This is a genomic window from Thiomonas sp. (genome assembly GCF_034007205.1).
In the GTDB taxonomy this organism is placed as follows: domain Bacteria; phylum Pseudomonadota; class Gammaproteobacteria; order Burkholderiales; family Burkholderiaceae_C; genus Thiomonas.
Genome location: NZ_JAVERI010000008.1, coordinates 80923 through 107491, shown reverse-complemented (window position 1 = coordinate 107491; position 26569 = coordinate 80923). Strand labels below are relative to the sequence as shown.

The window sequence follows — 26569 nt, the reverse complement described above, 5'->3', positions numbered from 1 at the left end:
CCAGGCTGGACGGCACGAGGGGGCGTCGACTCTGGCGACGCCGCGCCCTGCAAGGAGAGCGCCGCAACGCGGCGATTTCGGGGGGGGGGCATCCTCATACATGCCCTCCGCGCATCAAAATTCGGTTCTCGAAATCGACGCGCAGCAGCACGGCAATCGCCATGCAGTTGAGCAGCAGCGCCGATCCGCCATAGCTCATCAGCGGCAGGGTCAGCCCCTTGGTCGGCAGCAGACCGAGGTTGACACCGATATTGATGAACGCCTGACCGCCGATCCACACGCCGATGCCCTGCGCCACCAGGGCGCTGTACATGCGGTCGAGCACCAGCGCCTGGCGGCCGATGTCGAAGGCGCGGCGCACGATCCAGTAGAACGCGAAGATCACCACACCGACGCCCGCCAGCCCCAGCTCTTCACCGATGATGGCCAGCAGAAAGTCGGTATGCGCCTCGGGCAGGTAATGCAGCTTTTCGATGCTGCCCCCGAGGCCGACGCCGAACCACTCGCCACGTCCCATCGCGATCAGCGCGTGCGAGAGCTGGTAGGCGCTGCCCAGCGCGTTGGCTTCCGACCAGGGGTTGAGGTAGGCGAAGATGCGATCACGCCTCCAGGGCGACAGCACGATCATCAATACAAAGGCGCCGATCACGGCCACGCTGAACACCGCAAACAGCTTGCCGTTGGCACCGCCGAGAAAGAGGATGGCCAGGGTGATGGAGGCGATCACCAGAAACGCGCCCATATCCGGCTCGGCCAGCAGCAGCACGCCCACGAGCATCATCACCGCCATCATCGGCAGGAAAGCCTTGAGCAGGCTTTGCTTGACGTCCTGCTTGCGCACCATGAAGTCGGCGGCGTAGAGCAGCGCGGTGAGCTTGACCAGCTCGGACGGCTGGAAATTCAAGCCCCCTGGCAGAACCACCCAGCGCTTGGAGCCGTTCACGTCCTTGCCGACATGCGGCAGCAGCACCAGCACCAGACCGAGCAGCGAGAGGAAGAAAAAGCGCATCGACCACTTCTGCAGCTCGGCCATCGGAATCTGCACCACGATCCAGCTCGCCAGCAGGGCAGCGCCGATGGAGAACAGATCGCGCACGAAATAGTGATAGGGCGACCACTGCGCATAGCGCGGCGAATCGTGGAAGGAAATCGTCGCCGAATACACCATGACCAGACCGTAGGCCAGCAGCAGCAGCGTGACCCAGACCAGGTTCTGGTCGTACTCGAGCATGCGCGAATTGCGCGGCGCCATGCGTCCCACCCGCACCGGCAGATCGGCCGACGCCTTGTGTTGCGACGCAGAGCGCTTGCGACCGAGAAAGGGCAGCATGCGCTCAAGCATGACCGACCCCTTCGCTCCAGATTTGTCCGCGCTGTTCTGCCAGCTCACGAACCGCCTGAGTGAACACTTCAGCGCGTTGCGCGTAGTTGCGGAACATGTCCAGACTGGCGCAGGCCGGTGACAACAGCACCGCATCGCCGGTCTGCGCAAGCAGGGCGGCGCGCTGCACAGCCTGCTCCAGGGACTGCGTGAATTCGATCGGCGCCAGGCCCTGCAATTCGGCGGCGATGGCCTGCGCATCGCGGCCGATCAGCACGGCCGCGCGCAAGCGCCCGGCCTGCGCGCGCAGCGGCGAAAAGTCCTGCCCCTTGCCGTCGCCGCCTGCGATCAGCACCACCGGCGCGTCCATCCCCGCCAGCGCGGCGACCGTGGCGCCGACATTCGTGCCCTTGCTGTCGTCGATCCAGCGCACGCCGTCGATCACCGCCACGGTCTGCATGCGATGCGGCTCGCCGCGATACTCGCGCAAGGCGTGCAGCAGGAGCGCGAGCGGCGCGCCCACGGCGTCGGCCAAGGCCAGCGCCGCCAGCGCGTTGGCGATGTTGTGCCCGCCCTGAATGCGCAGCGCTTCGGCGGGCATCAGACGCTGCAGGACGAGCTGGGCGGCGGGCGGCGCCGCTGACTTGGCGCGACGCGGGGATTTCGGGGCGACCAATGCAGCTTCTGCATCGACATCGGCAAGCGCGCGCACCAGCCAGTCGATGCCGCCTTCGCGCATCACGCCCCAATCGCCCGGCTGCTGCGGCGCCGACAGGCCGAAGCGCCGCAGTCTGCGCCCCGGGCGCTGCATCGCCAACACCTGCGGGTCGTCGCGGTTCAGCACCATGACGCCCTGCGCGCCCTGGCTCCCGAAGATGTTTGCCTTGTCTGCGGCATAGGCCGCCATGTCGCCGTGCCAGTCGAGATGGTCCTGGGTGAGGTTGAGCACGGTGGCTGCGTCCGCGGCGAATTCGGCCATGCCGTGGAGCTGGAAGCTGGACAGTTCCAGCACCCACGCCGCCGGCAGATCGTCCGCCTGAAGGCGGGCCTGCAAGACGTCGAGCATCGACGGCGAGATATTGCCGGCCACGGCGACGCTCCAGCCCGCGCGCTCGAGCATCAGCCCGGTCAATCGCGTGACCGTGGTCTTGCCGTTGGTCCCGGTGATGGCCACGACCCTGGGCGCATAGTCGCGCTCCCGGCGCAAGGCACCCAGCGCCCACTGGAACAGGTGCAGCTCACCTGCGACCGGCACGCCGCGCTCGACGGCCGCCTGCACGAGGGCGGAAAACTCGGCGGCATGCGGCGCAATGCCGGGGCTGCGCAGCACCAGTTGCGCATCGCCCAGCAAGTCGGCGCCCAGGCTGCCGCAATGCACCTGCGCCGACGGCACTTCGCGCTGCAGCGCGGCCAGCCCGGGCGGCGCGCTGCGGCTGTCGGCCACACGCACCCGCGCGCCCTGCGCGGCGCACCAGCGCGCCATCGCCAGGCCGGATTCGCCCAGACCGAGCACGAGCACGGGAAGCGCGTTGAGCTTCATCGCAGCTTCAGGCTCGCCAGCCCGACCAGACACAGCATCATGGTGACGATCCAGAACCGCACCACCACCTGCGATTCCTTCACCCCGAGCTGCTCGAAGTGATGGTGCAGCGGCGCCATCTTGAAAATGCGCCGTCCCACGCCGTACTTCTTCTTGGTGTACTTGAAGTAGGTCACCTGGATCATCACCGACACGGTTTCGGCCACGAACACCCCGCCCATGATGGCCAGCACGATTTCCTGGCGCACGATGACCGCGATGGTGCCCAGCGCGCCGCCCAGCGCCAGCGCGCCCACGTCGCCCATGAACACCTGCGCCGGATAGGCGTTGAACCACAGAAACGCCAGCCCCGCGCCGACCATGGCGCCGACGAAGATCAGCAGTTCGCCCGTTCCCGGAATGAAGGGAAACAGCAGGTATCTGGAATACACCGCGTTGCCGGTGACATAGGCGAACACCCCCAGCGAGCTGCCGACCATGACCACGGGCATGATGGCCAGGCCGTCGGCGCCGTCGGTGAGGTTGACCGCGTTGCTGCTGCCGACGATGACCAGATAGCTCAGCACGATGAAGCCGGTCACGCCCAGCGGATAGCTGACCGATTTGAAAAAGGGCACGATGAGGTCTGAGGCGGGCGGCAGGGGCATGGTCATGCCGCTTTGCAGCCACGTCACGAACAGATTCCAGACCTCGGCGTTGCCCTTGCCCGAAACGGCAAAGGCCAGATAGAACGCGGCGGCCACGCCGATGAGCGTCTGCCAGAAATACTTGTCGCGCGAGCGCATGCCGTTGGGGTCGCGGTAGACGACCTTGCGGTAGTCGTCGGCCCAGCCGATGGCGCCGAAGCCGAGAGTCACCAGCAGCACCAGCCAGACGAAGCGGTTGCTCAGATCCATCCACAGCAGCGTGGACACGCCGATGGCCAGCAGGATGAGCACCCCGCCCATGGTCGGCGTGCCCGTCTTGATGAGATGCGTCTGCGGCCCGTCCTGGCGCACCGCCTGGCCGACCTTCATCGCGGTGAGCTTGCGAATCACCGCGGGACCGGCGAGCAGGCCGATGCACAACGCGGTGAGCGTGCTCATCACCGCGCGGAAGGTGATGTAGTTGAACACCCGGAAAAAGCGCAGATCGGGTGAGAGTTGCATCAGCCACAGGGCCAGACTATGCAGCATGGCGAGCCTCCAGCGCGGGCGTGCCCTGGGCCGGAGCCGCCAGCGCGGCAATGGCCTGCACCGTGCGTTCCATGCGCATGAAGCGCGAGCCTTTGACCAGCACGGTGTCGAAGTCGCGCAACGCCGCCGCGTCCAGGGAGAAGTCCGTCGGATCGGTCTGATGCCGCACCGCGGTCATCCCCGCCGCCCGCGCGGCCGTCGCCGCGTGCGCCGTCATCTCGCCGCAGGCCCACAGCGCCGCCACGCCGCGCTGCGCCGCATAGGCGCCGACCTCGGCGTGGAAGGCCGGGCCGTTGTCGCCCACCTCGCCCATGTCGCCCAGCAGCAGCAGGCCGCGCCCCGGCAGTTCGGCCAGCACGTCGATGGCGGCGCGCACCGAATCCGGGTTGGCGTTGTAGCTGTCGTCGATGAGCAGCAGGTCGTGTCCGCCCGGCAGTTGCAGCCGCCGCGGCGCCAGACGCCCTGCCACCGGGGAGAACGCCTCCAGACCGCGGCAGACGGCATCGAGCGGCACTCCTGCGGCCAAGGCTGCGGCGGTGGCCGCCAGGGCATTGCGCGCGTTGTGCGCCCCCAGCAGTTGCAGGCCGACTTCGGCATGGCCCGCCGGGGTGTGCAATTGCAGCCGCAACTGGCGCTGCCGATAAAACGCACGGCCACTCACTTCAGCCTCGACCTCCGCCTTGGACTCATCACGCAAGGCAAAGCGCAGCACCCTACGCCCTGCCGCCAGCTCAGCCCAGATACCGCTGTGCGCATCGCCTGCGGGAAACACTGCCACCCCGCTGCGCGGCAGCGCCGCGAGCACGGCGCCGTTTTCGCGCGCGACCGCTTCGACGCCGTGCATGAACTCCTGATGTTCGCGCTGCGCGTTGTTCACCAGCGCCACCGTGGGCTCGGCAAGACTGGCGAGCCAGGCGATCTCGCCCGGATGATTCATGCCCAGCTCGACCACCGCGGCCTGATGCTGCGGCCGCAGGCGCAGCAGGGTCAGCGGCAGCCCGACTTCGTTGTTGAAATTGCCCTGCGTCGCCAGCCGCCGCTCTTCGCCGTGCCACGCCGCCAGAATGCTTGCGAGCATCTGCGTCACCGTGGTCTTGCCGTTGCTGCCGGTCACGGCGATCAAGGGCAGCGCCTGCTGCCGCCGCCAGCCGCGCGCCAGCAGGCCCAGCGCCCGCAGGCTGTCGGGCACTTCGATGCCCGGCAGACCGCTGGCCGCCACGCCCTGCTCGGCCAGCAGCGCGCGCGCACCCGCCGCGGCGGCCTGCTGCAGGAAGTCGTGCGCATCGAAGCGCGCGCCGCGCAGGGCAACGAACAGCGCGCCCGGCGTGAGCCTGCGGCTGTCGGTCTCGATGGCACTCACCGTCACGTCGGCCGCGCCGATGAGTCGCGCATCCGCCCCGATCCAGTCACGCAGTTCGCCCAGGGTGCACAGGCCCGCCCCGCGCGCGGCCAGCGCCATGCGGGCGTGGAAGGCGTCGCTGAAGGCCTGCTTGTGCCCGGCGATCTCCTGCGTGTTTTCGTGGCCCTTGCCCGCGATCAGCACCACATCTTCTGCTGCGGCGTGGGCCAGGGTCTGGGCGATGGCGGCGGCGCGATCTTCCACCGTGGAAAACGGCGGCGTGTCCTCACTCTGCGGCACTCCGGCGAGCAGGTCCTGCAGGATGGCCCCCGGCGCTTCGCTGCGCGGGTTGTCGCTGGTCAGCACCACGCGGTCGGCGCGGGCGGCCGCGGCCTGCGCCATCAGCGGACGCTTGCGCGCGTCGCGGTCGCCGCCGGCGCCGAACACGCACCACAGCTTGCCTTGGCGCCTGGCGGCCACGGGCTTGAGCGCCTGCAGCGCCTTGTCGAGCGCGTCGGGCGTGTGGGCGTAGTCGATGACCGCCAGCGGCGCCCCCAAACCGCCCAGCGTCTGCATGCGACCGGGCACGGCACGCACCGTGCGCAATGCAGCGGCGATGGCCGCGTCGTCCATGCCCGTGGTGTGCAGCAGCGCGGCGACCACCAATAGATTGCGCAGGTTGAAGGTGCCGAGCACGGGAAGGTCCAGCTCGTGGCGGGCGTGGCGATGTACCAGGGTGAAGCGCTGGCCAGCGGGAGTCTGCGCAAGGTCTGCGGCGCGCCAGTCGGCAGGCGCTTGCAGCGCGGTCGTCTGCACGTCGAGCCCGCGGCTGCGGCAGTCCGCCAGCAGGGTTGAAGCGCCGTAGGCATCGTCGATGTCGATCACCGCATGGCGCAGCCCCGGCCAGGCGAACAAGGCCTGCTTGGCGCGCGCATAGGCCGCCATATCGCCGTGGTAGTCGAGATGATCTTGCGTGAGGTTGGTGAATGCTGCGGCGTGCAGGGCGCAACCGGCCAGCCGCTGCTCGTCCAGACCGATGCTCGATGCCTCGATGGCGCACCAGGGCGCGCCTTGTTCGCGCAACGTGGCGAGCAGGGACTGCAGGCGCACCGGGTCGGGCGTGGTGAATCCGGTGGGCTGCAGCGCATCGGGCCATCCCGCGCCCAGCGTGCCGATCACCCCGCAGCGCCGCCCGCCCGCGTTCAAGGCCTGCGCCGTCCACAGCGCGCAGGAAGTCTTGCCGTTGGTGCCGGTCACAGCCAGCAGCTTCACGGCTTCAGAAGGATGGCCATACCAGGCCGCGGCCAGCGGCCCGGCCAGCGCCTTGAGTCCTTCGACCGCCAGAATGCGCGGATCGGAAAACCCATAGTGCTGCGCGCCTGTGGCCTCGACCAGCGCCGCCACAGCCCCCGCTGCGAGGGCCTGCGCCACGAACTGACGCGGATCGCGTGCCGCGCCCGGCCAGGCGACGAACACCTCGCCCGGCCGCAGGCTGCGGCTGTCGGTTGACCAGGGCGCGTCCGGCGCGACACCCAGTGCGCGCAATGCGTGCAGCACGGCATCCACTGCGTGATTCATGCGCCCCCCTGCATCGCCCGTCCGGCGGGAAGTCGCAGCGCCTGCGCGGTTTGCGCCGGAACGAGATCGGGCTTGACCGGCAGGTCGGGCTGCACCCCGAGAACGCGCAAGGCCTGCGGCACCACCGCGCCGAACACCGGGGCCGCCACCTGACCGCCGAAATGTTTTCCGCCCGTAGGCTGATCGATCGACACCGCCATCACCAGCACGGGATGGTGAATCGGCGCCAGCCCGACGAATTGCGCGCGGAATAGTTTTTTGTCGTACTTGCCATTCTTGGCAATCCAGGCCGTGCCGGTCTTGCCGCCTGTGGAGTAGCCTGGCACGGCCGCCGCCGGTGCGGTGCCGCCGGGCTGCGTCACCAGCGCGAGCATGCCGCGCATCTCTCGCGCCACGGTGGGCGACACGACCTGCACGCCCTCGGGGGCCTCGTCGCGCTTGAACAGCGTGACCGGGAAAATGCGGCCGTGGTCGGCAAAGATCAGATAGGCATGCGCCAGTTGCAGGGTGGAGATGCCCAGCCCGTAGCCGAAGCCCATGGTGATGCGGTCGATCGGGCGCCAGCGCTTCATTGGCCGCATCAGTCCGCTGGTGGCGCCGGGAAACTCGATCTGCGGGCGCTGGCCGAAGCCGACCGCGGTGTACATATCCCACTGCACCTGCGCCGGCATCTTGCTCACCACCTGCGAAGTGGCGACGTTGCTCGAATACTGGATGACCTGCGGCAGTTCGATATTGCCGTTGTCGTCGTCATCGCAGATATTGGCGCCGTAAAACGGCTGGCATCCCGGCGCGGTATGAAACACCGTGGTCGGCGTGATGATGCCGGCCTGCAAGGCGGCGGTCAGGGTGATGGGCTTGAGCACCGAACCGGGTTCAAAGGCATCGGTCACGGCGTAGTTGCGGATGTCCGCCTCGGTCATGCGCTTGCGGCGATTGGGATCGAAGCTGGGGTAATTGGCCATCGCCAGAATCTCGCCCGTCTTCGCATCGACCACCACCGCGCTGCCGTTCTTGGCCTTGTTGTCCTCCACGGCCTGCTTGAGCGCCTGATAGGTGAGGTACTGGATCTTGCTGTCGATCGACAGCCGCACATCCTGCCCATCCACCGGCGGCACTCCGCCCGACACATCCTCGATCACATTGCCCAGCCGGTCCTTGACGACCTTGCGCACGCCGGGATGTCCGGCCAGCCGCGACTGCAGCACCAGTTCCATGCCGTCCTGACCCTGGCCATCGATATTGGTGAAGCCGATGAGCTGCGCCGCAGCCGAGCCTTCCGGGTAGTAGCGCTTGTAGCTGGGCGATTCGTAAATGCCCTTGATGCCCAGCGCCTTGACCTGTCGGGCGATGGCGATGTCCACCTGCCGCTTGAGATAGACGAACTGTTTGTTGGAATCGAGCCGGCGCTGCAGATCGGCCGCGTTCAGTCCGAGCAGCCGGGCGAGCTGCTGCACCCGGTCATCGCCCGATTCGACCTGAGTGGGGTCGGCCCAGATGGTCCTGGCCGGGATGCTCGACGCCAGGATGTTGCCGTTACGGTCGAGGATGCGTCCGCGCATCGCCGGCAGCTCGATGGTGCGCACGAAGCGCAGCTCGCCCTGGTTCTGATAGAACTGCGTGGTCCACACCTGCACCCAGAAGGCGCGCAGCGCCAGCGCTGCGAACACGGCGTACAGCAGCCACTTGACCAGCCAGGCGCGGCCCGGCGGCAGCTTCACATTCAGCAGCGGGCTCTTGCCATAACCGGCCGCAGACAGAGGGCACAGCGCAGGGTTTTTCATCTGCGCGCTCCTTTGCCCGCAGCTCCAGGCTGAGACTGCGGCACGACGGGCAAAGGCGGCAGCGTGGTCTGGCCTTCGTGCACGAAAATGGTTCGCGCCGCCGTGATGGGGCGCATGTCGAGCTGGGTGCGGGCGATGCGCTCGATGCGCCCGGGCGCGCTCATCGCGCGGTACTCCACCTGCAGACGATCCTTGTCCATCTGCAATTGCTCGGCGCGCTGCTGCGCCACGTCCAGCGCCGCGAAAGTGCGCCGCCCCTGGTACTGCGCGCGCACCACCGACATGGCGCACAGCACCACGACGAACAGCAGCAGCAGGTTGATGCGGGTCAGGCCGTCCATGTCAGTTCGCGCCGGGCGCACCGAAGCGAACTGGCACCCCCTGGGAGCCTGTCGGACTTGAGGATCGTCGGCTGCAAAACGGCCTCGCCGGTCCATTTTTCACCGCTTTCTTGGGCAATAGTTCGACTATTGCCCGGCGAAATCGGCAAAAACTGTCCTCGCCGGGGCCGTTTTTCGCTATCGACGCCCCAAGTCCGACAGACTCCTGGGGGGATGGCGAGCAAGGCGAGTGCGGGGGTTGTTTCATACTAGATCCGTTGCGCCACGCGCAGCATGGCCGAGCGCGCGCGTGCGTTGCCACTGACCTCCGCCGCCGAGGGCCGCAGCCGCAACACGTCCTTGAACTGCGGTTGAAACTCGGCCGAAACGCCCGGCACGAAAGGCTGGCGCCGATCGACCGCCGGAGCGCGCGAGTGGCTTTGGATATAGCGCTTGACCAGGGCGTCCTCCAGCGAATGAAAGCTGATCACAGCCAGCCGTCCGCCCGGTTTCAGCCAGGCCAGCACCTGGCTCAACGCCGCCTCGATTTGCGCAAGCTCGGCATTGACGTGAATCCGAAGAGCTTGAAACGTGCGGGTGGCCGGGTCTTGCCCCGGCTCGCGACTCTTGACGGCCGTGGCCACGAGGGCGGCCAGTTCCCCGCTGCGACTAACCGGCGCTCCGGACTCGCGGCGAGCCACAATCTTCTTTGCAATCTGGACAGCCGCCCGTTCGTTTCCATAATCCCTCAGCACGGTTGCAATCTCATCCACGCTGGCCGAAGCCAGATACTCAGCGACGGTTTGCCCGCTGCTGGTGTCCATCCGCATATCCAAGGGCCCGTCAGCGCGAAAGCTGAATCCGCGCTCGGGTTGATCGAGTTGCGGCGACGACACCCCCAGATCGAACAGCAGCCCGTCGACCTGCGCCACGCCCTGCTCGCGCAGCACCCGCGCAAACTCGGCGAACGGCGCATGTCTGATGACGAAACGCGCATCGTGAATCTGCGCCGCCGCCTCGATGGCCTGGGGATCGCGGTCGATGGCAATCAGCCGCCCCGCAGGCGACAGCCGCCGCAGGATTTCCCGGCTGTGGCCGCCGCGGCCGAAGGTCGCGTCCAGATACACCCCGTCCGGGTTGGTGATCAGTTGGTCGACCGCCTCGTGCAGCAGCACCGTGCGGTGCGCCGTCTCGGCGCTGGGCATGGGAGCGTGGTGGCGCATACACGGTCACAACACGATGTCGCGCACGGCATCGGGCATGCCCGCCTCGATCACCGCCGCCTCTTGCGCCTGATGCCTGGCGCGATCCCAGATTTCGAAATGCCGCCCCATGCCGATGAGATCGACCTCGCGCTCCAGACCCGCGGCCTGGCGCAATTCCGGCGAAATCAGCACGCGGCCGGTCGCGTCCATTTCGGTTTCGGTGGCATGGCCGAGGTAGATGCGCTTCCAGCCCTGCGCCGCCATCGGCAATTGCATCACCCGGTCACGAAAGGCCACCCACTCGTCGTCCGAAAACATCAGCAGGCAACCGTCCGGGCTCTTGGTCAGCGTCAGCCGCCCCTGCGAGCGCGCCAGCAGCACGTCACGATGCCGGGCAGGCACGGTCATACGACCCTTGCCGTCCAGATTGAGTGCCGAAATGCCTATGAACATGAAATCGCCCGCGGTTGCCGTGCAGCAGTGAGGTCGGTCAAACTGCGCAGCGTGCTGCACAATTTCCCACTTTTTTGCACTTCACGCCACTTTAGAGGATGGCGATGGCCGCGGTCAAGCCTGAAACCCTGAAATTTCTTTTACAAAACAAGGACTTAGATACTGTTCATGAAACCAGTATATAGGCATGTTTCTTTTAAAAATGAATAAGTTAGAGTTCGTCTTGAATGTTCTTTCTAGAAAATGAAGCGCATCGACGCTTTGATGGATGACAGGCAGCACCCATCCCCACCCGGACGGCGTTGCAAAAACTGAGGGAAAAAGTGCGAAGCGGAGCTATAAGCCGGATTCTGTGCAGCGCGGGTTTGCACCCGCACCGTGGCAGCCATTCCTCTAGGCCGTGCATTGCTGCACGGCTCAAGCCACCTACCCGCAGACTCGCGCGGGCCGCGCTGTGCCGACGTTGCCGCCGGCGCGTCTGCCTATTTGGTGTTGCTCCGGATGGAGGTTGCCGCGTTTCACGTCCACGCTGGTCGCCCGGCGCTTGCTCGTCTCTGTGGCCCTGTTCGTCACGTCACCGTGCACGGCCGTTAGCCGTCATCCCGCCCTGTGGAGTCCGGACCTTCCTCGTTGCGCCTTGCGCGCACCGCGACTGCCCACCCCGCTTCGCGCTGCGGATTATCGCGGATTCGCTCCCGTTGCGCGCGCTGAACGCCCAGGCCGGCAACACCTGATCAGACGCCGGGCCGCATCCGCCATGCCATCGCCTCGCCCGCGTGCAGGGGCACGATGTCGGTGTCGGCATAAGGCAGGGTTTCGGGCACTTGCCAGGTCTTGCGCTCCAGCGTGATCGTGCCGCTATTGCGCGGCAGGCCGTAGAACGCCGCGCCAAAGCGGCTGGCGAAATCGTCGAGGCGGTGCAAGGCGTCGCGCTGCTCGAACGCGGCGCAATACAGCTCCAGCGCATTCGCTGCGGTAAAACACCCCGCGCAGCCGCAGGCCGTTTCCTTGGTGTTGCGCGCGTGCGGCGCGGAATCGGTGCCGAGAAAAAACCGCGGATCGCCGCTGGTCGCCACATCGAGCAGGGCCTGACGATGCGTCTCGCGCTTGAGCACGGGCAGGCAGTAGTAATGCGGCCTTATCCCGCCCTTGAACAGGGCGTTGCGGTTGTGCAGCAGGTGGTGCGCGGTAAGGGTGGCCGCCAGCCGCGGCACGCCCTGCGCATTCAGCTCCGACGCCTCGCGCACATAGGCTGCGGCGTGCGCGGTGGTGATGTGCTCCAGCACGATTTTGAGCTCGGGAAAGGCGCGGTGCAGCGCCACCAGATGGCGCTCGATGAACACCGCTTCACGGTCGAACACATCGACCTCGGGATCGACCACTTCGCCGTGAATCAGCAGCGGCAGGCCGAGGCGCTGCATCGCTTCGAGCGCCGGGTAGATGCGCCTGAGTTCGGTCACGCCGCTGTCGGAGTTGGTCGTCGCGCCCGCCGGGTAGAGCTTGAAGGCGTGCACCACGCCGCCTTGTCGGGCCTCTTGCACCATCGCCGGCGTGGTGTCGTCGGTGAGATAGAGCGTCATCAAGGGCGTGAAATCGCGGCCTGCGGGCAAGGCGGCGAGGATGCGCGCGCGGTAGTCCAGCGCCTGCTGCGGATGCACCACCGGCGGCTTGAGATTGGGCATGACGATGGCCCGGGCAAATTGCCGCGCCGTCCACGGCAGCGCATCGCGCATCGCGGCGCCGTCGCGCAGATGCAGGTGTAAATCGTCGGGGCGGGTGATCGTGAGCGTCTGGATGGCGGTCATGGCGGCATCGATGAAAACAACACGTACATGCTACGCCCCGACTCGCAGCCCAATGAAGCGGCAGATCAATGCTGCAGGATTTTGGCCAGGAAATGCGCGGCGCGCTCGCTGCGCTGTTCGCTGGTCGAGAAGAACTGCGGCGTCGGGCAATCTTCGACCACCCGCCCGGCGTCCATGAACACCACGCGGTGCGAGACCTTGCGCGCGAAGCCCATTTCGTGCGTGACCACCATCATGGTCATGCCCTCCTCGGCGAGCTTGACCATGACGTCGAGCACCTCGCCCACCATCTCCGGATCGAGCGCCGAAGTGGGCTCGTCAAACAGCATGGCGATCGGGTCCATCGACAGCGCGCGCGCGATCGCCACGCGCTGCTGCTGCCCGCCGGAGAGCTGACCGGGGAATTTGTCCTTGTGCATCGAAAGACCCACGCGGTCGAGATAGAGCAGCCCCTTCTCGCGCGCCTCGGCCTTGCTGCGCCCGAGCACCTTGATCTGGGCCAGCGTGAGGTTGTCGGTCACGGTCAGGTGCGGAAACAACTCGAAGTGCTGAAACACCATACCCACGCGCGCGCGCAGCCTGGGCAGATTGGTCCTGGGATCGGCAATCGAGATGCCATCCACCACCACGTCGCCCTTCTGGAACGGCTCCAGCGCGTTGACGCACTTGATGAGTGTGGACTTGCCCGAGCCCGACGGCCCGCACACCACCACGACCTCGCCGCGCGCCACCTGCGTGGAACAGTCGGTGAGCACCTGAAAGTCGCCATACCACTTGCTGATCTGGCGGATGTCGATCATCGGCGCTGCAGCGCCCTGGGCAGAATTCTGGGTCATCAAACGATCCATTGAAGTGACTCACCGCACTACCTGACGATAGCGATGCGCTGATGCAGGCGCTTGACGCCCTGCGACAGCAGGAAACTCAGTACGAAATACACCACGGCCACCAGGGTGTACATCTCGACCACGCGGCTGTCGCGCTGCGCGATTTTCATCGCGGCGCCGACGAAGTCGGTCACGTTGAGCAGCGCCACCAGCGACACGTCCTGGAACAGCACGATGGTCTGCGTCAGCAACACCGGCAGCATATTGCGCAGCGCCTGCGGCAGGATGATCAGGCGCATGGCCTGCGCATAGTTCAGGCCCAGCGCGTAGGCCGCGCCCAACTGCCCCTTGGGAATGCTCTGAATTCCGGCCCGCACGATCTCGGCGAAATACGCCGCCTCGAACAGGATGAAGGTGAAATAGGCCGAGCGCTCCGCCCCGATCTTGGGCGGATAGTCCGCCCCGGTGATGGCCTGCAGCATCACCGGCGCCAGGAAGTAGAACCAGAAAATCACCAGCAGCAGCGGAATCGAGCGCATCAGGTTGATGTAGCCCGCCGCCAGCAGCGACAGCCATTTGAGGTGAGACAGCCGCGCCAAAGCGAGCACTATGCCCAGCAGCGTGCCGCCGATGGCCGCCACCACGGTGAGCTGAATGGTGTAGGCCAGGCCCTTGAGCAAAAAGGGCAGCACCGAGACGATGGAGGAAAAGTCAAAGTCGCCCATCACTTGCTCCCGCCCATATAGCCCGGCACGGCGGTGGCGCGCTCCACCCACGCCATGATGCGATTGATGGAAAACGCCACCGCCACATACAGCACCGTTGCCGCGCCGAAGGCGGCGAAGTAGCGGAAGGTCATCTCGCCCATTTCGCGGGTGCGGAAGAACAACTCGGTCAGGCCGATGGAATAAGCCACTGCCGAGTTCTTCACCAGATTCATCGACTCGGACGTCAGCGGCGGAATGATGATGCGATACGCCATGGGCAGCAGCACATGGCGATAGGTCTGCGTCGGCGTCAGCCCCAGCGCCAGCCCGGCCAGCGTCTGCCCGCGCGGCAGCGACTGGATGCCCGACTTGACCTGCTCGGCGATTCGCGCCGCGGTGAACAGGCCCAGACACACCACGGCGGTGAGGAGCTGAAACGTGCCCGGATCAACCGCGTTGGCAAAGCGCTTGAGCGGCGCAATCACGCTGGGCAGCACGAAATACCAAAGGAAGAACTGCACCAGCAAGGGGATGTTGCGGAACAGTTCCACATAGCCATTGCCCAGGGTGACCCAGAAGCGGTGCCGGGTGGTGCGCACCACACCGAGCACCGAGCCCAGCGCCATGGCGATGATCCAGGCGCACACGACGAGCACCAGGGTGTACTGCAGCCCCGAGAGCAGCGACATGCCCCAGGTGGTGTCGCCATCGGGCGTGTCTTCGAAAAAAATGCCTAGACCGAGCATGTCAATCCCTCACAGAACCCCCTCGCGCGCATGGAAAAAAGCCGGCAGCGCTGCCGGCTTTTTCATGGCTCGCGAAAAACGAAAAGCTTATTCGACGCCCTTGTCGTTCGGGTGGGCGAAGGCTTGCTTGATGCCCGGGGTTTCCGGGAAATTCAGGTTGATGCCCTTGGGCGGGATCGGGCTGGTGAACCACTTGGCGTAGATCTTGTTGATCTCGCCGGACTTCATCACCCCCTCGATGGTCTTGTCGACCAGGGCCTTGAACTGCGGATCGTCCTTGCGCAGCATCATGCTGTAGGGCTCCTGGCGCAGTGAACCCGGCAGGATTTTGTAGGCCGCCGGATCCTTGGAGTTGGCGATCTGCCCGGCAAGCAGGATGTCGTCCATCACGAACGCGGCGGCGCGGCCATCGGCCATCAGCAGGAAGCTCTCGGCGTGATCCTTGCCGTAGATTTCCTTGAAGCTCATGTCCTTGGTCTTTTCGTACTTCTTGAGCAGAGGCACCGCGGTGGTGCCAGAAGTGGTCACGATGGTCTTGCCGTTGAGCTGCGCGAAATCGTCGATGCCCGAATCCTTCTTCACCGCCGCCGTGACGTTGATGACGAAATAGGTCGGCCCGAAGGACACCTGCTTCTGACGCGCCACCGAATTGGTGGTGGAGCCGCACTCCAGGTCGATGGTGCCGTTTTCCAGCAGGGGAATGCGGTTGCTCGACGTGACCGGGGCATAGCTCACCTTGAGGTCGGGCATTTTCAGGTCGGCCTTGACGGCGTCGACCACCTTGCCGCACAGATCCATCGCGTAGCCGATGGGCTTGCCGTTGTTGTCGAGGTAGGAAAAGGGTATCGACGACTCGCGGTAGCCGACGGTGATGTTGCCGGTTTCCTTGACTTTTTTCAGCGTGCCGGTCAACTCGGCAGCCTGCACGGTGGACAGCGCGGCTGCGGCCAGAACGGTCAAACCCAACAGTTTTTTGATCATGCGAATCTCCGTGGATGTAGGGATAAGGTGAACGAATCGGGCAAGTGTAACTGCCGGTCACAAATGCGCAATAGGTGTATGCAAACTCCGTTCCTGCACCAGGGCCTGCTGCAGGCTCCACATGCGGGCGTAAAGGCCGCGCGCTTGCAGCAGTTGCGCGTGGCTGCCGCGCTCGACCACGCGCCCGCGTTCCAGCACCAGAATCTGATGCGCATCGACCACGGTGGACAGGCGGTGGGCAATCACGATCGCGGTGCGATCACGCGAGGCTGCACGTATCTCGGCCTGAATCGCCTTTTCGTTGTGCGAGTCGAGCTGCGAAGTGGCCTCGTCGAAAATCAGGATGGGGGGATTCTTCAGCAGCGCGCGGGCAATGGCCACGCGCTGCTTCTCGCCGCCGGAGAGCTTCAGCCCGCGCTCGCCCACCTGCGTGTCATAACCCTGCGGCGTGCTGGCGATGAAGTCGTGGATATGCGCGGCACGCGCCACCGCCTCCACCTCGGCCGCGCTGGCGCCGGGCTTGCCGTAGGCGATGTTGTAGCCGATGGTGTCGTTGAACAGCACCGTGTCCTGCGGCACGATGCCAATGGCGCGGCGCACGCTGGCTTGCGTGACTTGGGCGATGTCCTGGCCGTCGATCAGGATGCGCCCGGACTGCGGCGCATAAAACCGAAACAGCAGCCGCGCCAGCGTCGATTTGCCCGCGCCCGATGGCCCGACGATGGCCACGGTCTCTCCGGCGGGCACGGTGAAATCCAGCCCGTCGAGAATGACGCGGCCCGCGCCATAGCCGAAGCGCACGTTCTCGAAACGTACCCCGCCCCGCGCCACCTGCAGGGACGGCGCCTGCGGCGCGTCCTGGATGTCCTGGTGCTCATGCAGAATGGTGAACATGCGTTCCAGATCGGTGGTGGACTGCCGGATCTCGCGGTAGATCACCCCGAGAAAACTCAGCGGCGCGTAAAGCTGCAGCATGAAGGCGTTGACCAGCACCAGATCGCCCAGATTCATGCTGCCATTGACCACGCCAACCGTCGCCCGCCACACCAGCAGGGTCACAGCAAAGGCGATGATCAGGCTCTGCCCGAGGTTGAGCAGCGACAGCGAGTTCTGCGACTTGATGGCCGCGCGCATCCAGCTTCTGAGGTTGTCGTCGTAGCGGGCCGACTCCAGCGCCTCGTTGCCGAACATTTTCACCGTCTCATAATTCAGCAGCGCGTCGATGGCGCGCTGGTTGGCGCGCGAATCCTGCGCGTTCATCTCTCGGCGCAACTGCGTGCGCCATTCGGTCACCGTGACGGTGAACCCCACATACAGCAGCAGCGCCACCAGCGCGATGCCCGCGAACCAAATGTCGTACTTGACCAGCAGGATGCCGATGACCAGCGCCATTTCCACCAAGGTGGGCAAAATGCTGTAGAGCGTGAACGACACCAGGCTGGAAATGGCCCGCGTACCCCGCTCCATATCGCGCGACATGCCGCCCGTCTGGCGCTCCAGGTGATAGCGCATGCTCAGGCTGAACAGATGGTCGAATACCTGCAGCGCGATCTTGCGCACCGCGCCCTGAGTCACCCGCGAAAACACGATCTCGCGCAGCTCGGTGAACAGCGACACGCTCAGCCGCAGCAGCCCGTAGGCCACCAGCAGCGCCACCGGCACGACGAGCACGGCGCGCGGGTCGCCCGGCTTGAGATCGAGCGCATTGACGATGTCCTTGAGCACGATGGGCACGCCGACGTTTGACACTTTCGCGGCGATCATCATCAGCAAGGCCAGCACCACGCGGCCGCGGTATTCCCACAGGTAGGGCCACAGCGCGGAAACCACCGCCCAGCGCGAACGCGGGGTGCTGCCATGGACGGAAGAAGGCTGGGGCGGTGGCGAGTGCTCGGTGCGATGGTGCATGGATGAACGAACGGCGCGCAAAAGCAGACGCATGCCGCTCGCACGCACGCTCTATGATGACGAATCGATCGATTATCCGCGCCTCTGCCGCGCCCTGCCCGGAGCCCTTTTCATGTCCTCTGCCCCCCAACTCCCCGACCACGTACCCACGTTGCGCACCCAGGCCCGCCCTGCCGATGTGAACATGCACGGCGACATCTTCGGTGGCTGGATCATGGCGCAGGTCGACATCGCCGGCGGCATCACCGCCGCCTGGCGCGCCAAGGGCCGGGTGGCCACGGTGGCGGTGAAGGAGTTCGTGTTCAAGCAGCCGGTGCTGGTCGGCGACGTGCTGTCGTTCTTCACCGAAATCGACCACGTGGGCCACACCTCGATCACCGTGCGGGTGGAGGTCTATGCCCAGCGCACGCCGTCGAATGTCGAGGTCATCAAGGTGACCGAGGCGGTGCTGACCTACGTCGCCGTAGGCGAAGACCGACGTCCCCGACCGGTCGATCAGCCCTGATCGATCCCACCGCAAACGACGAGGCCGCCTTCGGGAACTCCGTCGGGCGGCCTCTTGGCTTGCAAAAACGCTGGCTTACTTGCTTTCGCCTTCGGCGGCAGCCGCGCCTTCCTCAGCCACGCCACCCGGCGGCGGGCTGACGGTGACGACCGCGGGATCGTCCACGCCATGGGTGAGCACGGACACGCCCTTGGGCAGCTTGAGGTCGCTGACGTGCACGCTCTGGTGCAGCGTCAGGCCGCTGAGATCGACCTCGATGAACTCGGGCAGTTCGGCCGGCAGGCAGGACACCTCCACTTCGTTCATCACATGGTTGACCAGGCCGTGGCTGAGCTTGACCGCGGGCGAATTCTCCGCGCCGGTGAAGTGCAGCGGCACCTTCATGGCAATCTTGTGCCCGGCGTCCACGCGCTGGAAATCGACATGCAGCACCAGCGGCTTGTAGGGGTGCATCTGATAGTCGCGCAGCAGTACCTGACTGGTCTTGCCGGCAATTTCCATTTCCAGAACGGAAGAATGGAACTGCTCTTTTTTCAGCGCGTAAAACAGCGCGTTGTGATCGAGCTCGATCATCTGCGGCGCTTGCTCGCCGCCATAAATGATGCCGGGGGTCTTTCCGGCGCGACGCAGGCGGCGGCTCGCACCGGTTCCCTGCAAACTACGTTCGAATGCGACGACTTTCATGTCGACTCCTGAAAAAGGGGACTCGCCCCGTGGTGAATGGCGCCTGCGACCAGCGCCGTGACAACCCGCCGGAACACCCGGCGGGCAAAAAATCAGAACAGGGTTTCCTGCTCGTTGAACAACTGCAGCACCGAGCCGCCGTAGGCGATGCGCTGCAGCGTCTGCGCAATCAGCGAGGCGGCCGAGAGCTGGCGAATCTTGCCGCATTCGCGCGCTTCCTGGCGCAGCGGAATGGTGTTGGTCACGACCAGCTCGTCGATGGCGCTGCCTTGCAGTCGCTGGATCGCCGGGCCCGACAGCACGGGGTGCGTGCAGTAGGCCATCACGCGCCGGGCGCCGCGCGTCTTGAGCACCTCGGCCGCCTTGGTCAGCGTGCCGGCGGTGTCGACCATGTCGTCCATGATGATGCAGTTGCGCCCTTCGATCTCGCCGATGACGTTCATCACTTCGGAGACATTCGGCTTGGGACGGCGTTTGTCGATGATGGCCAGGTCGCAGTCCATCAACTTGGCCAGCGCGCGGGCGCGCACCACGCCGCCGATGTCGGGCGAGACCACGATCAGGTCGCTGTAATTCTTTTCGCGCAGATCGGAGAGCAGAATCGGCGAGGCGTAGATATTGTCGACCGGAATGTCGAAAAACCCCTGCACCTGATCGGCATGCAGATCCATGGTGACCACGCGCGCCACGCCCGCGGCCTGCAGCATGTTGGCGACGACCTTGGCGGTGATGGGCACACGCGCAGAACGTGGGCGCCGGTCCTGCCGGGCGTAGCCGAAATAGGGAATGACCGCCGTGATGCGCTCGGCCGAGGCGCGCTTGAGCGCATCGACCATGATGAGCAGTTCCATCAGGTTGTCATTGGTCGGCGCGCAGGTGGACTGAACGATGAACACCTCGCGGGCGCGCACGTTCTGCTGAATCTCGACGGTGACTTCACCGTCTGAGAACCGCCCGATATAGGCCTGGCCGAGGCCAATGCCGAGCTGCTGTGCAACTTCCTGGGCAAGCGCCGGATTGGCATTGCCGGTGAACAGAATGAAGTCCGCCGGATTCGGTGTCATGGTGGAGTGTTGCGCTTTGCACTGCGCCTGAAGCGCCGGGGCATGTATCGCCCTGGCAAGGCCCGCGGTCTGCAGCGCCGCGGGCAAACGCTATCGAAAATCGGCTATCAAAAATCGGCCTTAAAAATCGTGGCTGGGGAGGAAGGATTCGAACCCTCGAATGCCGGAATCAAAATCCGGTGCCTTAACCAACTTGGCGACTCCCCAACTTCATCCACCACCATCCACGATGGCGAATGATAAAGAACTGTCTGTCAAAACCCCTTGCGCAACGACAACGCAAGACCGACATTATGCGTCAACCCAGCCGCGCAAGGGATGCTCGCGCAAACCCTCGCACAACCGGCCTTGCCAGCCCGCAGGCAGATCCGCCAAACGGACTGAAGCCTGGGCTGAAGCCTCGCCCAAGGCCCCATTTCGCACGCCGGCAGCAGGGCAAACCCAGGCGAATACCGCACTTCCCGAGCCCGTCATCCGCGCACCGAACCGCAACGCACTTTCACCCCCGACCCAACGCCCCACCCTTTCGAGCACTTCGCCAACCAGGGGCTCAAGCATCACGGCGCCTGCCTGCAAATCGTTTCCGCCCCACAAAGAACCCAGTCCCTTTTGCGGGCCTGCACAAGACGAACAGGAAGACTCAAGCCATTCAGCAAAGCCAGCTATTGTTTCTTCGTGTTTTGGGGTTGTCAAGTCAAGTGCGCAAAACACCGCGCGCGTGGACAGGCCGCGTGCCGGATGCACCACGGCAAAGATCGGCGTGGGCAGCTCGATTTCCCGCAACTGCTCGCCGACACCCTCGGCCCAGGCGTTGCGGCCGAAGATGAATAGCGGCACATCGGCGCCGAGTCGCAGCGCGATCTGCATCAGGGTCGCCCGCGGCAGATCGAGGCCCCAGAGTCGGTTCAGGCCGATCAGCACGGTAGCGGCATCCGAACTGCCGCCGCCCAGCCCGGCCTGTTGCGGAATGCGCTTGCGCAGGTGAATGTCGACCCCGCTTGCGCACTGGGTGCACTGGGCGAACTCCTGAAGCAGACGGGCGGCGCGCACGCACAGATCATCCTGCGGCAATTCGTCTGCGCCGATGCGGCGGATGATGCCGTCGTCGCGCCGGATCAGGTCGAGGCTGTCGCACCAGTCGATGAACTGAAACACGGTCTGCAGGGTGTGATAGCCGTCGGGCCGCCTGCCGGTGACGTGCAGAAACCAGTTGATCTTCGCCGGAGCGGGCAGGTTGTAAAGAGCGCGCATGAATCAGGCGGCAGCAGACGGATCAGCGGGCGGTTTGCGACGCCGCAGCGGCGGGCTTCGGCGCGCTGGATTCGATCACCATGCGCAGTTCCGCCGGGTCGCCCTGCAGTCGCTGCGCCCTGACCAGCGCGAGATGGCCGTCACGCCAGGTGGGATGCACCTGCCAGCCGAGTTGCTCGAAGCCACCGTCAGCCAAGGTTTGCGAGGGCAGGCTGGCCGCCGGTCGCCCCTGCACCCAGTCCTGCAGCGCCGCCTGCGGCAGGGCCACCCCCAACGCGGCCTGGGTCATGTCGTCGAATGAGGCGAAATGCTGCGTTTGCCTGCCGTCATCCAGGCTGGCCTGGCCTGGGCGCCACTGCGCCTTGGCCAGCATCTGCCCCAGCGGGGAAAAAACCTCGAACTCGCCCGATGCGGCCCCGCTCAACACCAGTCGAAACCCGCCGTAAAGCGCCTTTTGCGCATCGGCCCGGCCGCTGACGAGCGACAGCCGTCCGGCCAGCGCAAGCGTGTTCGCGGGCTCGGGCGACTGCGGCAGACGCGGCGCGGCACAGCCGCCGAGAAGCCCTGCGATCACCGCCGCGGCAGCCCCGGCGAAAGCGCGACGCCGCATCAGAATGACACACCGTATTTGCGCAGCACCGCCTGCACCATGGAGTCGTTCGGCGCGCGTTCGATGGCCTGGCGCCAGATGGCGCGCGCCCGGTCGTGCTGGCCGAGCCGCCACAGCACCTCGCCCAGATGCGCGCCGATCTCGGGGTCGGGCCGCGCGTCATACGCCTGCTGCAGAGAATCGAGCGCCTGATCGTCATGGCCCATCCTGAATTCGACCCAGCCCATGCTGTCGAGCACGAAGGGATTGCCCGGCGAGAGTTCGAGCGCGCGGGCGATGAGCTTGCGCGCCTCGGGCAACTGCTCGCCGCGGTCGGCCAGGGTGTAGCCCAGCGCGTTGTAGGCGGGCTGCGACTCGGGATCGAGCGCGATGGCCTTTCGCAACATCTGCAGCATCTCTTTGATGTGCCCGCTCTTGTCGGCCATCATCGAGGCCTCGTACAGCAGATCGACATCGTTCGGCATCTGCTTCAGACCGGATCGCAGCAGCCTGTAAGACGCCTCGAAGCGCCCGGCCTCGCGCAGCACCTGCGCCCGCGCCAGCAGCCGATCCTTGCGCTGCGCGGCGCTCGCCTCGGGCAGGGTTTCGATCAGCTTGAGGGCGTCGTCCACCTTGCCCTGCTGCACCAGAATAGCTGCGCGGCTGCTGAGCACGGCGAGCTGGTTGTTGGCGTCGGGCACGATCTGATCGAGCCAGCGATTGGCCTGATCCAGATCGCCCAGCTTGCGCGAAGCCTCTGACAAAGCGAGATAGGCCGGGGTGAGCACCGGCGGCTGGGACTGAGCGGCCTGAGCGCGCGCCAGCCGCAGATAGGTCTGCAGCGAAATCACCGCCTTTGCCGCCTGGCCGAATTCCGTCTGCAGGCTGCCCAGGATCAACCAGGCCGGGGCAGAATCGGGCGCATCGGCCACCAGTTTTTCCAGCGCATGCAGCGCAATGCCGTCGCGCTGCTGTGCCAGCGCGGCCTGCGCCCAGGCCAGACGCAGACCGCTGTCTTTCGGCTGGGCGACGGAAAACCGCTGCATCGCCGCATCCGCCGCCTGCGGATTGACGGTGTAGAGCTGCAACAGCAGCGCCGCAGCCGGGGCCAAACCGGGATCGCGGCCCAGCGCGTGCAAGGCATCGGCGAAACCCCCTTTCTGGTCGCCGGCGCGCGCGCGCAGCAGGCCCAGCACCACATCGGTCTGCGCAAACTGCCGCTGCCCGGCCAGAGCGGTGCGCATCATCGACAGCGTGGCCGCCGGATCGCTGGCCTGCGCCGCCAGAGGCAGCAGATCGGCGATGGCCTGACCGCGCTGCGGCTCTGGGGTGTGGGCCAGGTCTTGGGCGATGGCCGAGCCGGCCTCGCCGGTTTTGCCCATGAGCAGCAGCAGTTGCACCACCCAGGCCCCGGCCTCGCGCGAGTCCGGCATGGCTTTGCGCCAGTCCTTTGCTGCGGCGAGCGCCTGCTCGGGCGCTCCGGCGCGCAGGGCGATTTCCGCTGCGCGCCGGTAAAGCTGCTCGGAATCGAGCTCTTTGGCCGCCTTCAGCAGTTCGGTGTAGGCCACGCCGGGATGGCCGGTGTGCGCGGCAATCTCTCCGGCAAGAACGGCGAAGACTTGCCGCGCCGTGTCCTGCGCACTGACCCGATCGGCCGACTGCTGCGCAGTGGCGGCCATCGGCACGGCGGCGAGAGCCGGAAACAACAGGGCCGACACAAGTACGGCAGCGCGCATGGGAATCCTGAAAGTCGACTAAAGAAGAAAGCCCCGTCCGCACCGGCAAACGACCAGCAGGCAGGGCAGGCAAATGTGCAGATTGTAGAAGTGTGCCATTCCCCCTGCGGCACAATGCCGCCATGCCCGAACTGCCCGAAGTCGAAGTCACCCGTCTGGGTCTGGAGCCCGCACTGCTGGGCGCGCGTCTGATGGATCTGCGGCTGGGCAAACCGCTGCGCTGGTCGCTGGACATCGACCCTGCAGCGCTTGCCGGACTGCGCATCACCGCGCTGCAGCGCCGCGGAAAATACCTGCTGCTGCTCCTGGAGCCGGCAAGCGCCGAATCTCCCTTGGCCCAAGGCACGCTCATCGTCCACCTGGGCATGTCGGGTTCGCTGCGCTGGACGCCGGCGGCGCAAATTCCTGCGCCGCCGTCCCCGCACGACCATGTGGAGTGGCAGACCGACCGCGGCGTGCTGCGGTTGCACGATCCGCGGCGCTTCAGCGCCGTGCTCTGGCACGCGGGCGACCAGGTGCAGGCACACCCCCTGCTGCGCGCGCTCGGGCCCGAGCCGCTGGGCGCCGGTTTCGACGGCGCGGCGCTGTGCCGCGCGCTCGCAGGGCGGCAGGCCGCGATCAAGCCGCTGCTGCTGTCGCAGCACATCGTCGCCGGCATCGGCAATATCTACGCCTGCGAGTCGCTGTTTCGCGCCGGGATCGACCCGCGCACGCCCGCATCGCATCTGCGCCCGGCCGATTGCCAGCGGCTGGCCGCAGCCGTGCGCGACACGCTGCAAGAGGCGGTGGCGCTGGGCGGCAGCAGCCTGCGCAACTTCGCCCACGTCGACGGCGAGCTGGGTTATTTCCAGATGCAGGCGCGGGTGTATGGGCGCGCGGGGCAGCCCTGTCGCGTCTGCGCCACGCCCGTGCGGCAGATCGTGCAGGGGCAGCGCAGCAGCTATTTCTGCCCAAACTGCCAAAAAATTCTCAAAGCGAAGGCGAAGAGGGGGATACGCTGATCGAAATCCGGCTGATCCTGTGGTTTACTTTTGCCCGACTTCCATCCATGCGCCCGAAGCGATGAATCCGCACGTCGAAGCCCCCATCCTCACCGCCGGTCTGTTCGACTACGCCGAGTGGCGCGCGCAGGCGCTGCAGCGTGTCAAATCGCTGCTGGCCTGGCTCGAAGAAAGCGGACTCGATCTCGATCAGGCCAGACCGCCGCTGCAGCGGCAGATTCAGCTTCTGGACAACGACCGCATGACCCTGGCCTTCGTCGCCGAGTTCTCGCGCGGCAAGTCCGAGCTGATCAACGCCATTTTTTTCGGCGGGCACGGCCAGCGCATCCTGCCCGCCGGGGCCGGGCGCACCACCATGTGCCCGATGGAGCTGTTCTCCGACCCCGCGCAGCCGCGCGGCCTGCGCCTGCTGCCCATCGAAACCCGCCTGCAGTCGCAGACACTGGCGCAATGGAAATCGAGCCCGCAGGTCTGGACGCATTTCGAACTGCTCTCCCAGGATGCACAGGGCCTGGCGCAGGCGCTCACCCATCTGTCCGACACCCAGCGCGTGCCGCTGGAGCGCGCGCAGGAGCTGGGTTTCTTCCACGATGCCGATGATCTGGCGCAGCTCGATCTCGACCTCGACGCTCGGGTCGAGGTCGAAATTCCGCTGTGGCGGCACGCGCTGGTCAACTTCGCCCACCCGCTGCTCGATCAGGGCCTGAGCATTCTCGACACGCCGGGGCTCAACGCCGTGGGCGCCGAGCCGGAACTCACCCTCTCGCTCATCCCTGCGGCCAACGCCGTGGTCTTCGTGCTCGGCGCCGACACCGGGGTGACGCGCAGCGATCTGGACATCTGGAACCGCCACATCGCCCCCAACAGCGGCACCCAGACCCTGGTGGCGCTCAACAAGGTCGACTCGCTGTGGGACCCGCTGCTCACGCCACCGCAGATCGCCGCCAGCATCGACCATCAGGTGCAGACCACTGCGGCCATGCTGCATCTGCCGGTCGATCGCGTGTTTCCCGTCTCGGCGCACAAGGCGCTGCTGGCGCGCATTCAGGGCGACGGCCCGCTGCTGGCGCGCTCGGGGCTGGGCGCGCTGGAGAATGCGCTCAACCGCGCAGCCAACATCGATCGCCGCGGCGTGCTCGACGGCGCCGTGCGCGAAGCGCTCGAGCAGGTGCAGGCCGAGCTCTCGCAGCAACTGCGCAAGCAACGACACGATGCGCAGGGGCAGCTCGACGAGCTGATGGGGCTGCGCGGCAAGAACGCACATATGGTGGTGCTCATGCTGCAGCGCCTGGCTGCGGAGCGCAGTGAGTTCGATACCGGCATGACGCAGGTGCTGGCGCTGCGCGCCGTCAACAACCGCATGCTCGAACAGTTGCGCGAGCGCTTCGCCGCCGGCTCGGTGCTGCAAGACCTCGAACGGCTCGAATCGCGCCTGGGCAATGCCTTGCTGAAAGTCGGCGTGAAAGGCGAGCTGGCCCGCATCGGCGCCGAACTGCGCAAGCGGCTGGTCGAGGCCGAAACGCAGATCGAGGAAATCCGCCAGATGCTCGCCGCCGCCTTCAATCGCGCCAACCGCGAATTCGGCTTCACCGTCACCGCGCCGCGCGTGCTGCGGCTGGCCGGGCTGATGCAGGAGTTCGACCGCGTGTTTCATGCCTACACCGAGCATCTCTCCGGCGTGAACTGGCTCAAGCTGCAGAACAACGCCTACGCCCTGCGCACCCTGCGCGGCCTGTCGGCGCGGGTGCGCGAACTGTTCGAACGCGCCACGCGCGACATCGAAAACTGGGATCGCTCAGCCATCGCCCAGCTCGACAGCCAGGTGCGCGAGCGCAAGAAGCAGCTCAACCGCCGGCTGACCACGCTGCAGCGCATCGAGGACACCAAGGACAGCCTGCACGACCGCATCGAGGAACTGCAGGCGCAGATCGCCCGCATCGACGCGCTGCAGCGCGGGCTGAACGATCAGATCCAGCTCGCGCGGCTCGGCTGAGAGGGTTTGAACATCCGCCATGACCGCGCATCGCGCCTGAAGCGCGGCTTCCTGCCC

Annotated in this window: 22 protein-coding genes, 1 tRNA gene and 1 other RNA gene; 3 read left to right on the top strand and 21 right to left on the bottom strand. The window is 66.0% G+C overall.

Features of this window, described 5'->3' with window-relative positions; translation table 11 throughout:
- Positions 1 to 94: 94 nt before the first annotated feature.
- The 15 genes from ftsW to RBR52_RS08360 all read right to left on the bottom strand — a co-directional run bounded on the left by ftsW (position 95) and on the right by RBR52_RS08360 (position 17689).
- Positions 95 to 1342, bottom strand: coding sequence for a putative lipid II flippase FtsW (gene ftsW / locus RBR52_RS08430; protein ID WP_320376759.1), 1248 nt, complete (start codon positions 1340 to 1342; stop codon positions 95 to 97).
- On the bottom strand, positions 1335 to 2861 hold the full coding sequence (gene murD, locus RBR52_RS08425) for a UDP-N-acetylmuramoyl-L-alanine--D-glutamate ligase (RefSeq protein WP_320376758.1): 1527 nt from the start codon (positions 2859 to 2861) through the stop codon (positions 1335 to 1337). Before murD ends, ftsW begins: the two co-directional genes overlap by 8 nt.
- On the bottom strand, positions 2858 to 4036 hold the full coding sequence (gene mraY, locus RBR52_RS08420; RefSeq protein ID WP_320376757.1) for a phospho-N-acetylmuramoyl-pentapeptide-transferase: 1179 nt from the start codon (positions 4034 to 4036) through the stop codon (positions 2858 to 2860). Before mraY ends, murD begins: the two co-directional genes overlap by 4 nt.
- The gene (gene murF, locus RBR52_RS08415) at positions 4026 to 6953 is read right to left on the bottom strand and encodes a bifunctional UDP-N-acetylmuramoyl-L-alanyl-D-glutamate--2,6-diaminopimelate ligase MurE/UDP-N-acetylmuramoyl-tripeptide--D-alanyl-D-alanine ligase MurF (RefSeq protein ID WP_320376756.1); all 2928 of its coding nucleotides are present in this window, start codon (positions 6951 to 6953) and stop codon (positions 4026 to 4028) included. Before murF ends, mraY begins: the two co-directional genes overlap by 11 nt.
- The gene (locus RBR52_RS08410) at positions 6950 to 8737 is read right to left on the bottom strand and encodes a penicillin-binding protein 2 (RefSeq protein ID WP_320376755.1); all 1788 of its coding nucleotides are present in this window, start codon (positions 8735 to 8737) and stop codon (positions 6950 to 6952) included. Before RBR52_RS08410 ends, murF begins: the two co-directional genes overlap by 4 nt.
- Positions 8734 to 9078, bottom strand: a complete 345-nt coding sequence (gene ftsL, locus RBR52_RS08405; RefSeq protein WP_320376754.1) for a cell division protein FtsL — start codon at positions 9076 to 9078, stop codon at positions 8734 to 8736. The genes RBR52_RS08410 and ftsL overlap by 4 nt, the downstream gene beginning before the upstream one ends.
- Before the next feature lie 248 nt (positions 9079 to 9326).
- On the bottom strand, positions 9327 to 10280 hold the full coding sequence (gene rsmH / locus RBR52_RS08400; RefSeq protein ID WP_320376753.1) for a 16S rRNA (cytosine(1402)-N(4))-methyltransferase RsmH: 954 nt from the start codon (positions 10278 to 10280) through the stop codon (positions 9327 to 9329).
- 6 nt (positions 10281 to 10286) lie between these two features.
- On the bottom strand, positions 10287 to 10715 hold the full coding sequence (gene mraZ, locus RBR52_RS08395; protein WP_320376752.1) for a division/cell wall cluster transcriptional repressor MraZ: 429 nt from the start codon (positions 10713 to 10715) through the stop codon (positions 10287 to 10289).
- A gap of 323 nt (positions 10716 to 11038) precedes the next feature.
- An RNA gene (rnpB, locus tag RBR52_RS08390) (RNase P RNA component class A) lies at positions 11039 to 11383 on the bottom strand.
- Positions 11384 to 11449: 66 nt separating this feature from the next.
- Complete coding sequence (gene pyrC, locus RBR52_RS08385) at positions 11450 to 12520, bottom strand: dihydroorotase (RefSeq protein ID WP_320376751.1); 1071 nt, start codon at positions 12518 to 12520, stop codon at positions 11450 to 11452.
- Positions 12521 to 12585: 65 nt separating this feature from the next.
- Positions 12586 to 13320, bottom strand: a complete 735-nt coding sequence (locus RBR52_RS08380) for an amino acid ABC transporter ATP-binding protein (RefSeq protein WP_320376816.1) — start codon at positions 13318 to 13320, stop codon at positions 12586 to 12588.
- A gap of 65 nt (positions 13321 to 13385) precedes the next feature.
- Positions 13386 to 14072 carry an amino acid ABC transporter permease gene (locus RBR52_RS08375; RefSeq protein WP_320376750.1) on the bottom strand — a complete coding sequence of 229 codons (687 nt, stop codon included), beginning with the start codon at positions 14070 to 14072 and terminating at the stop codon, positions 13386 to 13388.
- Positions 14072 to 14800 (bottom strand): amino acid ABC transporter permease, encoded by a 729-nt coding sequence (locus tag RBR52_RS08370; RefSeq protein ID WP_320376749.1) that lies wholly within the window; start codon positions 14798 to 14800, stop codon positions 14072 to 14074. Before RBR52_RS08370 ends, RBR52_RS08375 begins: the two co-directional genes overlap by 1 nt.
- 87 nt (positions 14801 to 14887) lie before the next feature.
- Positions 14888 to 15781, bottom strand: coding sequence for a transporter substrate-binding domain-containing protein (locus tag RBR52_RS08365; RefSeq protein WP_320376748.1), 894 nt, complete (start codon positions 15779 to 15781; stop codon positions 14888 to 14890).
- 57 nt (positions 15782 to 15838) lie between these two features.
- Positions 15839 to 17689 (bottom strand): ABC transporter ATP-binding protein/permease, encoded by a 1851-nt coding sequence (locus RBR52_RS08360; protein ID WP_320376747.1) that lies wholly within the window; start codon positions 17687 to 17689, stop codon positions 15839 to 15841.
- Between the two features lie 112 nt (positions 17690 to 17801).
- On the opposite strand from RBR52_RS08360, the gene RBR52_RS08355 reads away from it, so the two are divergent.
- Complete coding sequence (locus RBR52_RS08355; protein ID WP_320376746.1) at positions 17802 to 18194, top strand: acyl-CoA thioesterase; 393 nt, start codon at positions 17802 to 17804, stop codon at positions 18192 to 18194.
- A 75-nt stretch (positions 18195 to 18269) separates the two neighbouring features.
- On the opposite strand, the gene RBR52_RS08350 is transcribed toward RBR52_RS08355, so the two are convergent.
- The 6 genes from RBR52_RS08350 to RBR52_RS08325 all read right to left on the bottom strand — a co-directional run bounded on the left by RBR52_RS08350 (position 18270) and on the right by RBR52_RS08325 (position 23518).
- The gene (locus RBR52_RS08350; protein ID WP_320376745.1) at positions 18270 to 18878 is read right to left on the bottom strand and encodes a 50S ribosomal protein L25/general stress protein Ctc; all 609 of its coding nucleotides are present in this window, start codon (positions 18876 to 18878) and stop codon (positions 18270 to 18272) included.
- Between the two features lie 92 nt (positions 18879 to 18970).
- Complete coding sequence (locus RBR52_RS08345) at positions 18971 to 19942, bottom strand: ribose-phosphate pyrophosphokinase (RefSeq protein WP_320376744.1); 972 nt, start codon at positions 19940 to 19942, stop codon at positions 18971 to 18973.
- A 130-nt stretch (positions 19943 to 20072) separates the two neighbouring features.
- Positions 20073 to 20149 (bottom strand) — tRNA-Gln (locus RBR52_RS08340).
- Between the two features lie 84 nt (positions 20150 to 20233).
- Positions 20234 to 21193 carry a 4-(cytidine 5'-diphospho)-2-C-methyl-D-erythritol kinase gene (gene ispE / locus RBR52_RS08335; RefSeq protein WP_320376743.1) on the bottom strand — a complete coding sequence of 320 codons (960 nt, stop codon included), beginning with the start codon at positions 21191 to 21193 and terminating at the stop codon, positions 20234 to 20236.
- 22 nt (positions 21194 to 21215) lie between these two features.
- Positions 21216 to 21803 carry an outer membrane lipoprotein LolB gene (locus tag RBR52_RS08330; protein WP_320376742.1) on the bottom strand — a complete coding sequence of 196 codons (588 nt, stop codon included), beginning with the start codon at positions 21801 to 21803 and terminating at the stop codon, positions 21216 to 21218.
- On the bottom strand, positions 21803 to 23518 hold the full coding sequence (locus RBR52_RS08325; protein ID WP_320376741.1) for a tetratricopeptide repeat protein: 1716 nt from the start codon (positions 23516 to 23518) through the stop codon (positions 21803 to 21805). Before RBR52_RS08325 ends, RBR52_RS08330 begins: the two co-directional genes overlap by 1 nt.
- 122 nt (positions 23519 to 23640) lie before the next feature.
- Between RBR52_RS08325 and mutM the strand changes: the two genes are divergently transcribed.
- Together mutM and RBR52_RS08315 are read left to right on the top strand one after the other, a co-directional pair.
- Complete coding sequence (mutM, locus tag RBR52_RS08320; RefSeq protein WP_320376740.1) at positions 23641 to 24519, top strand: bifunctional DNA-formamidopyrimidine glycosylase/DNA-(apurinic or apyrimidinic site) lyase; 879 nt, start codon at positions 23641 to 23643, stop codon at positions 24517 to 24519.
- A gap of 61 nt (positions 24520 to 24580) precedes the next feature.
- The gene (locus RBR52_RS08315) at positions 24581 to 26512 is read left to right on the top strand and encodes a dynamin family protein (RefSeq protein WP_320376739.1); all 1932 of its coding nucleotides are present in this window, start codon (positions 24581 to 24583) and stop codon (positions 26510 to 26512) included.
- Positions 26513 to 26569: the final 57 nt, after the last annotated feature.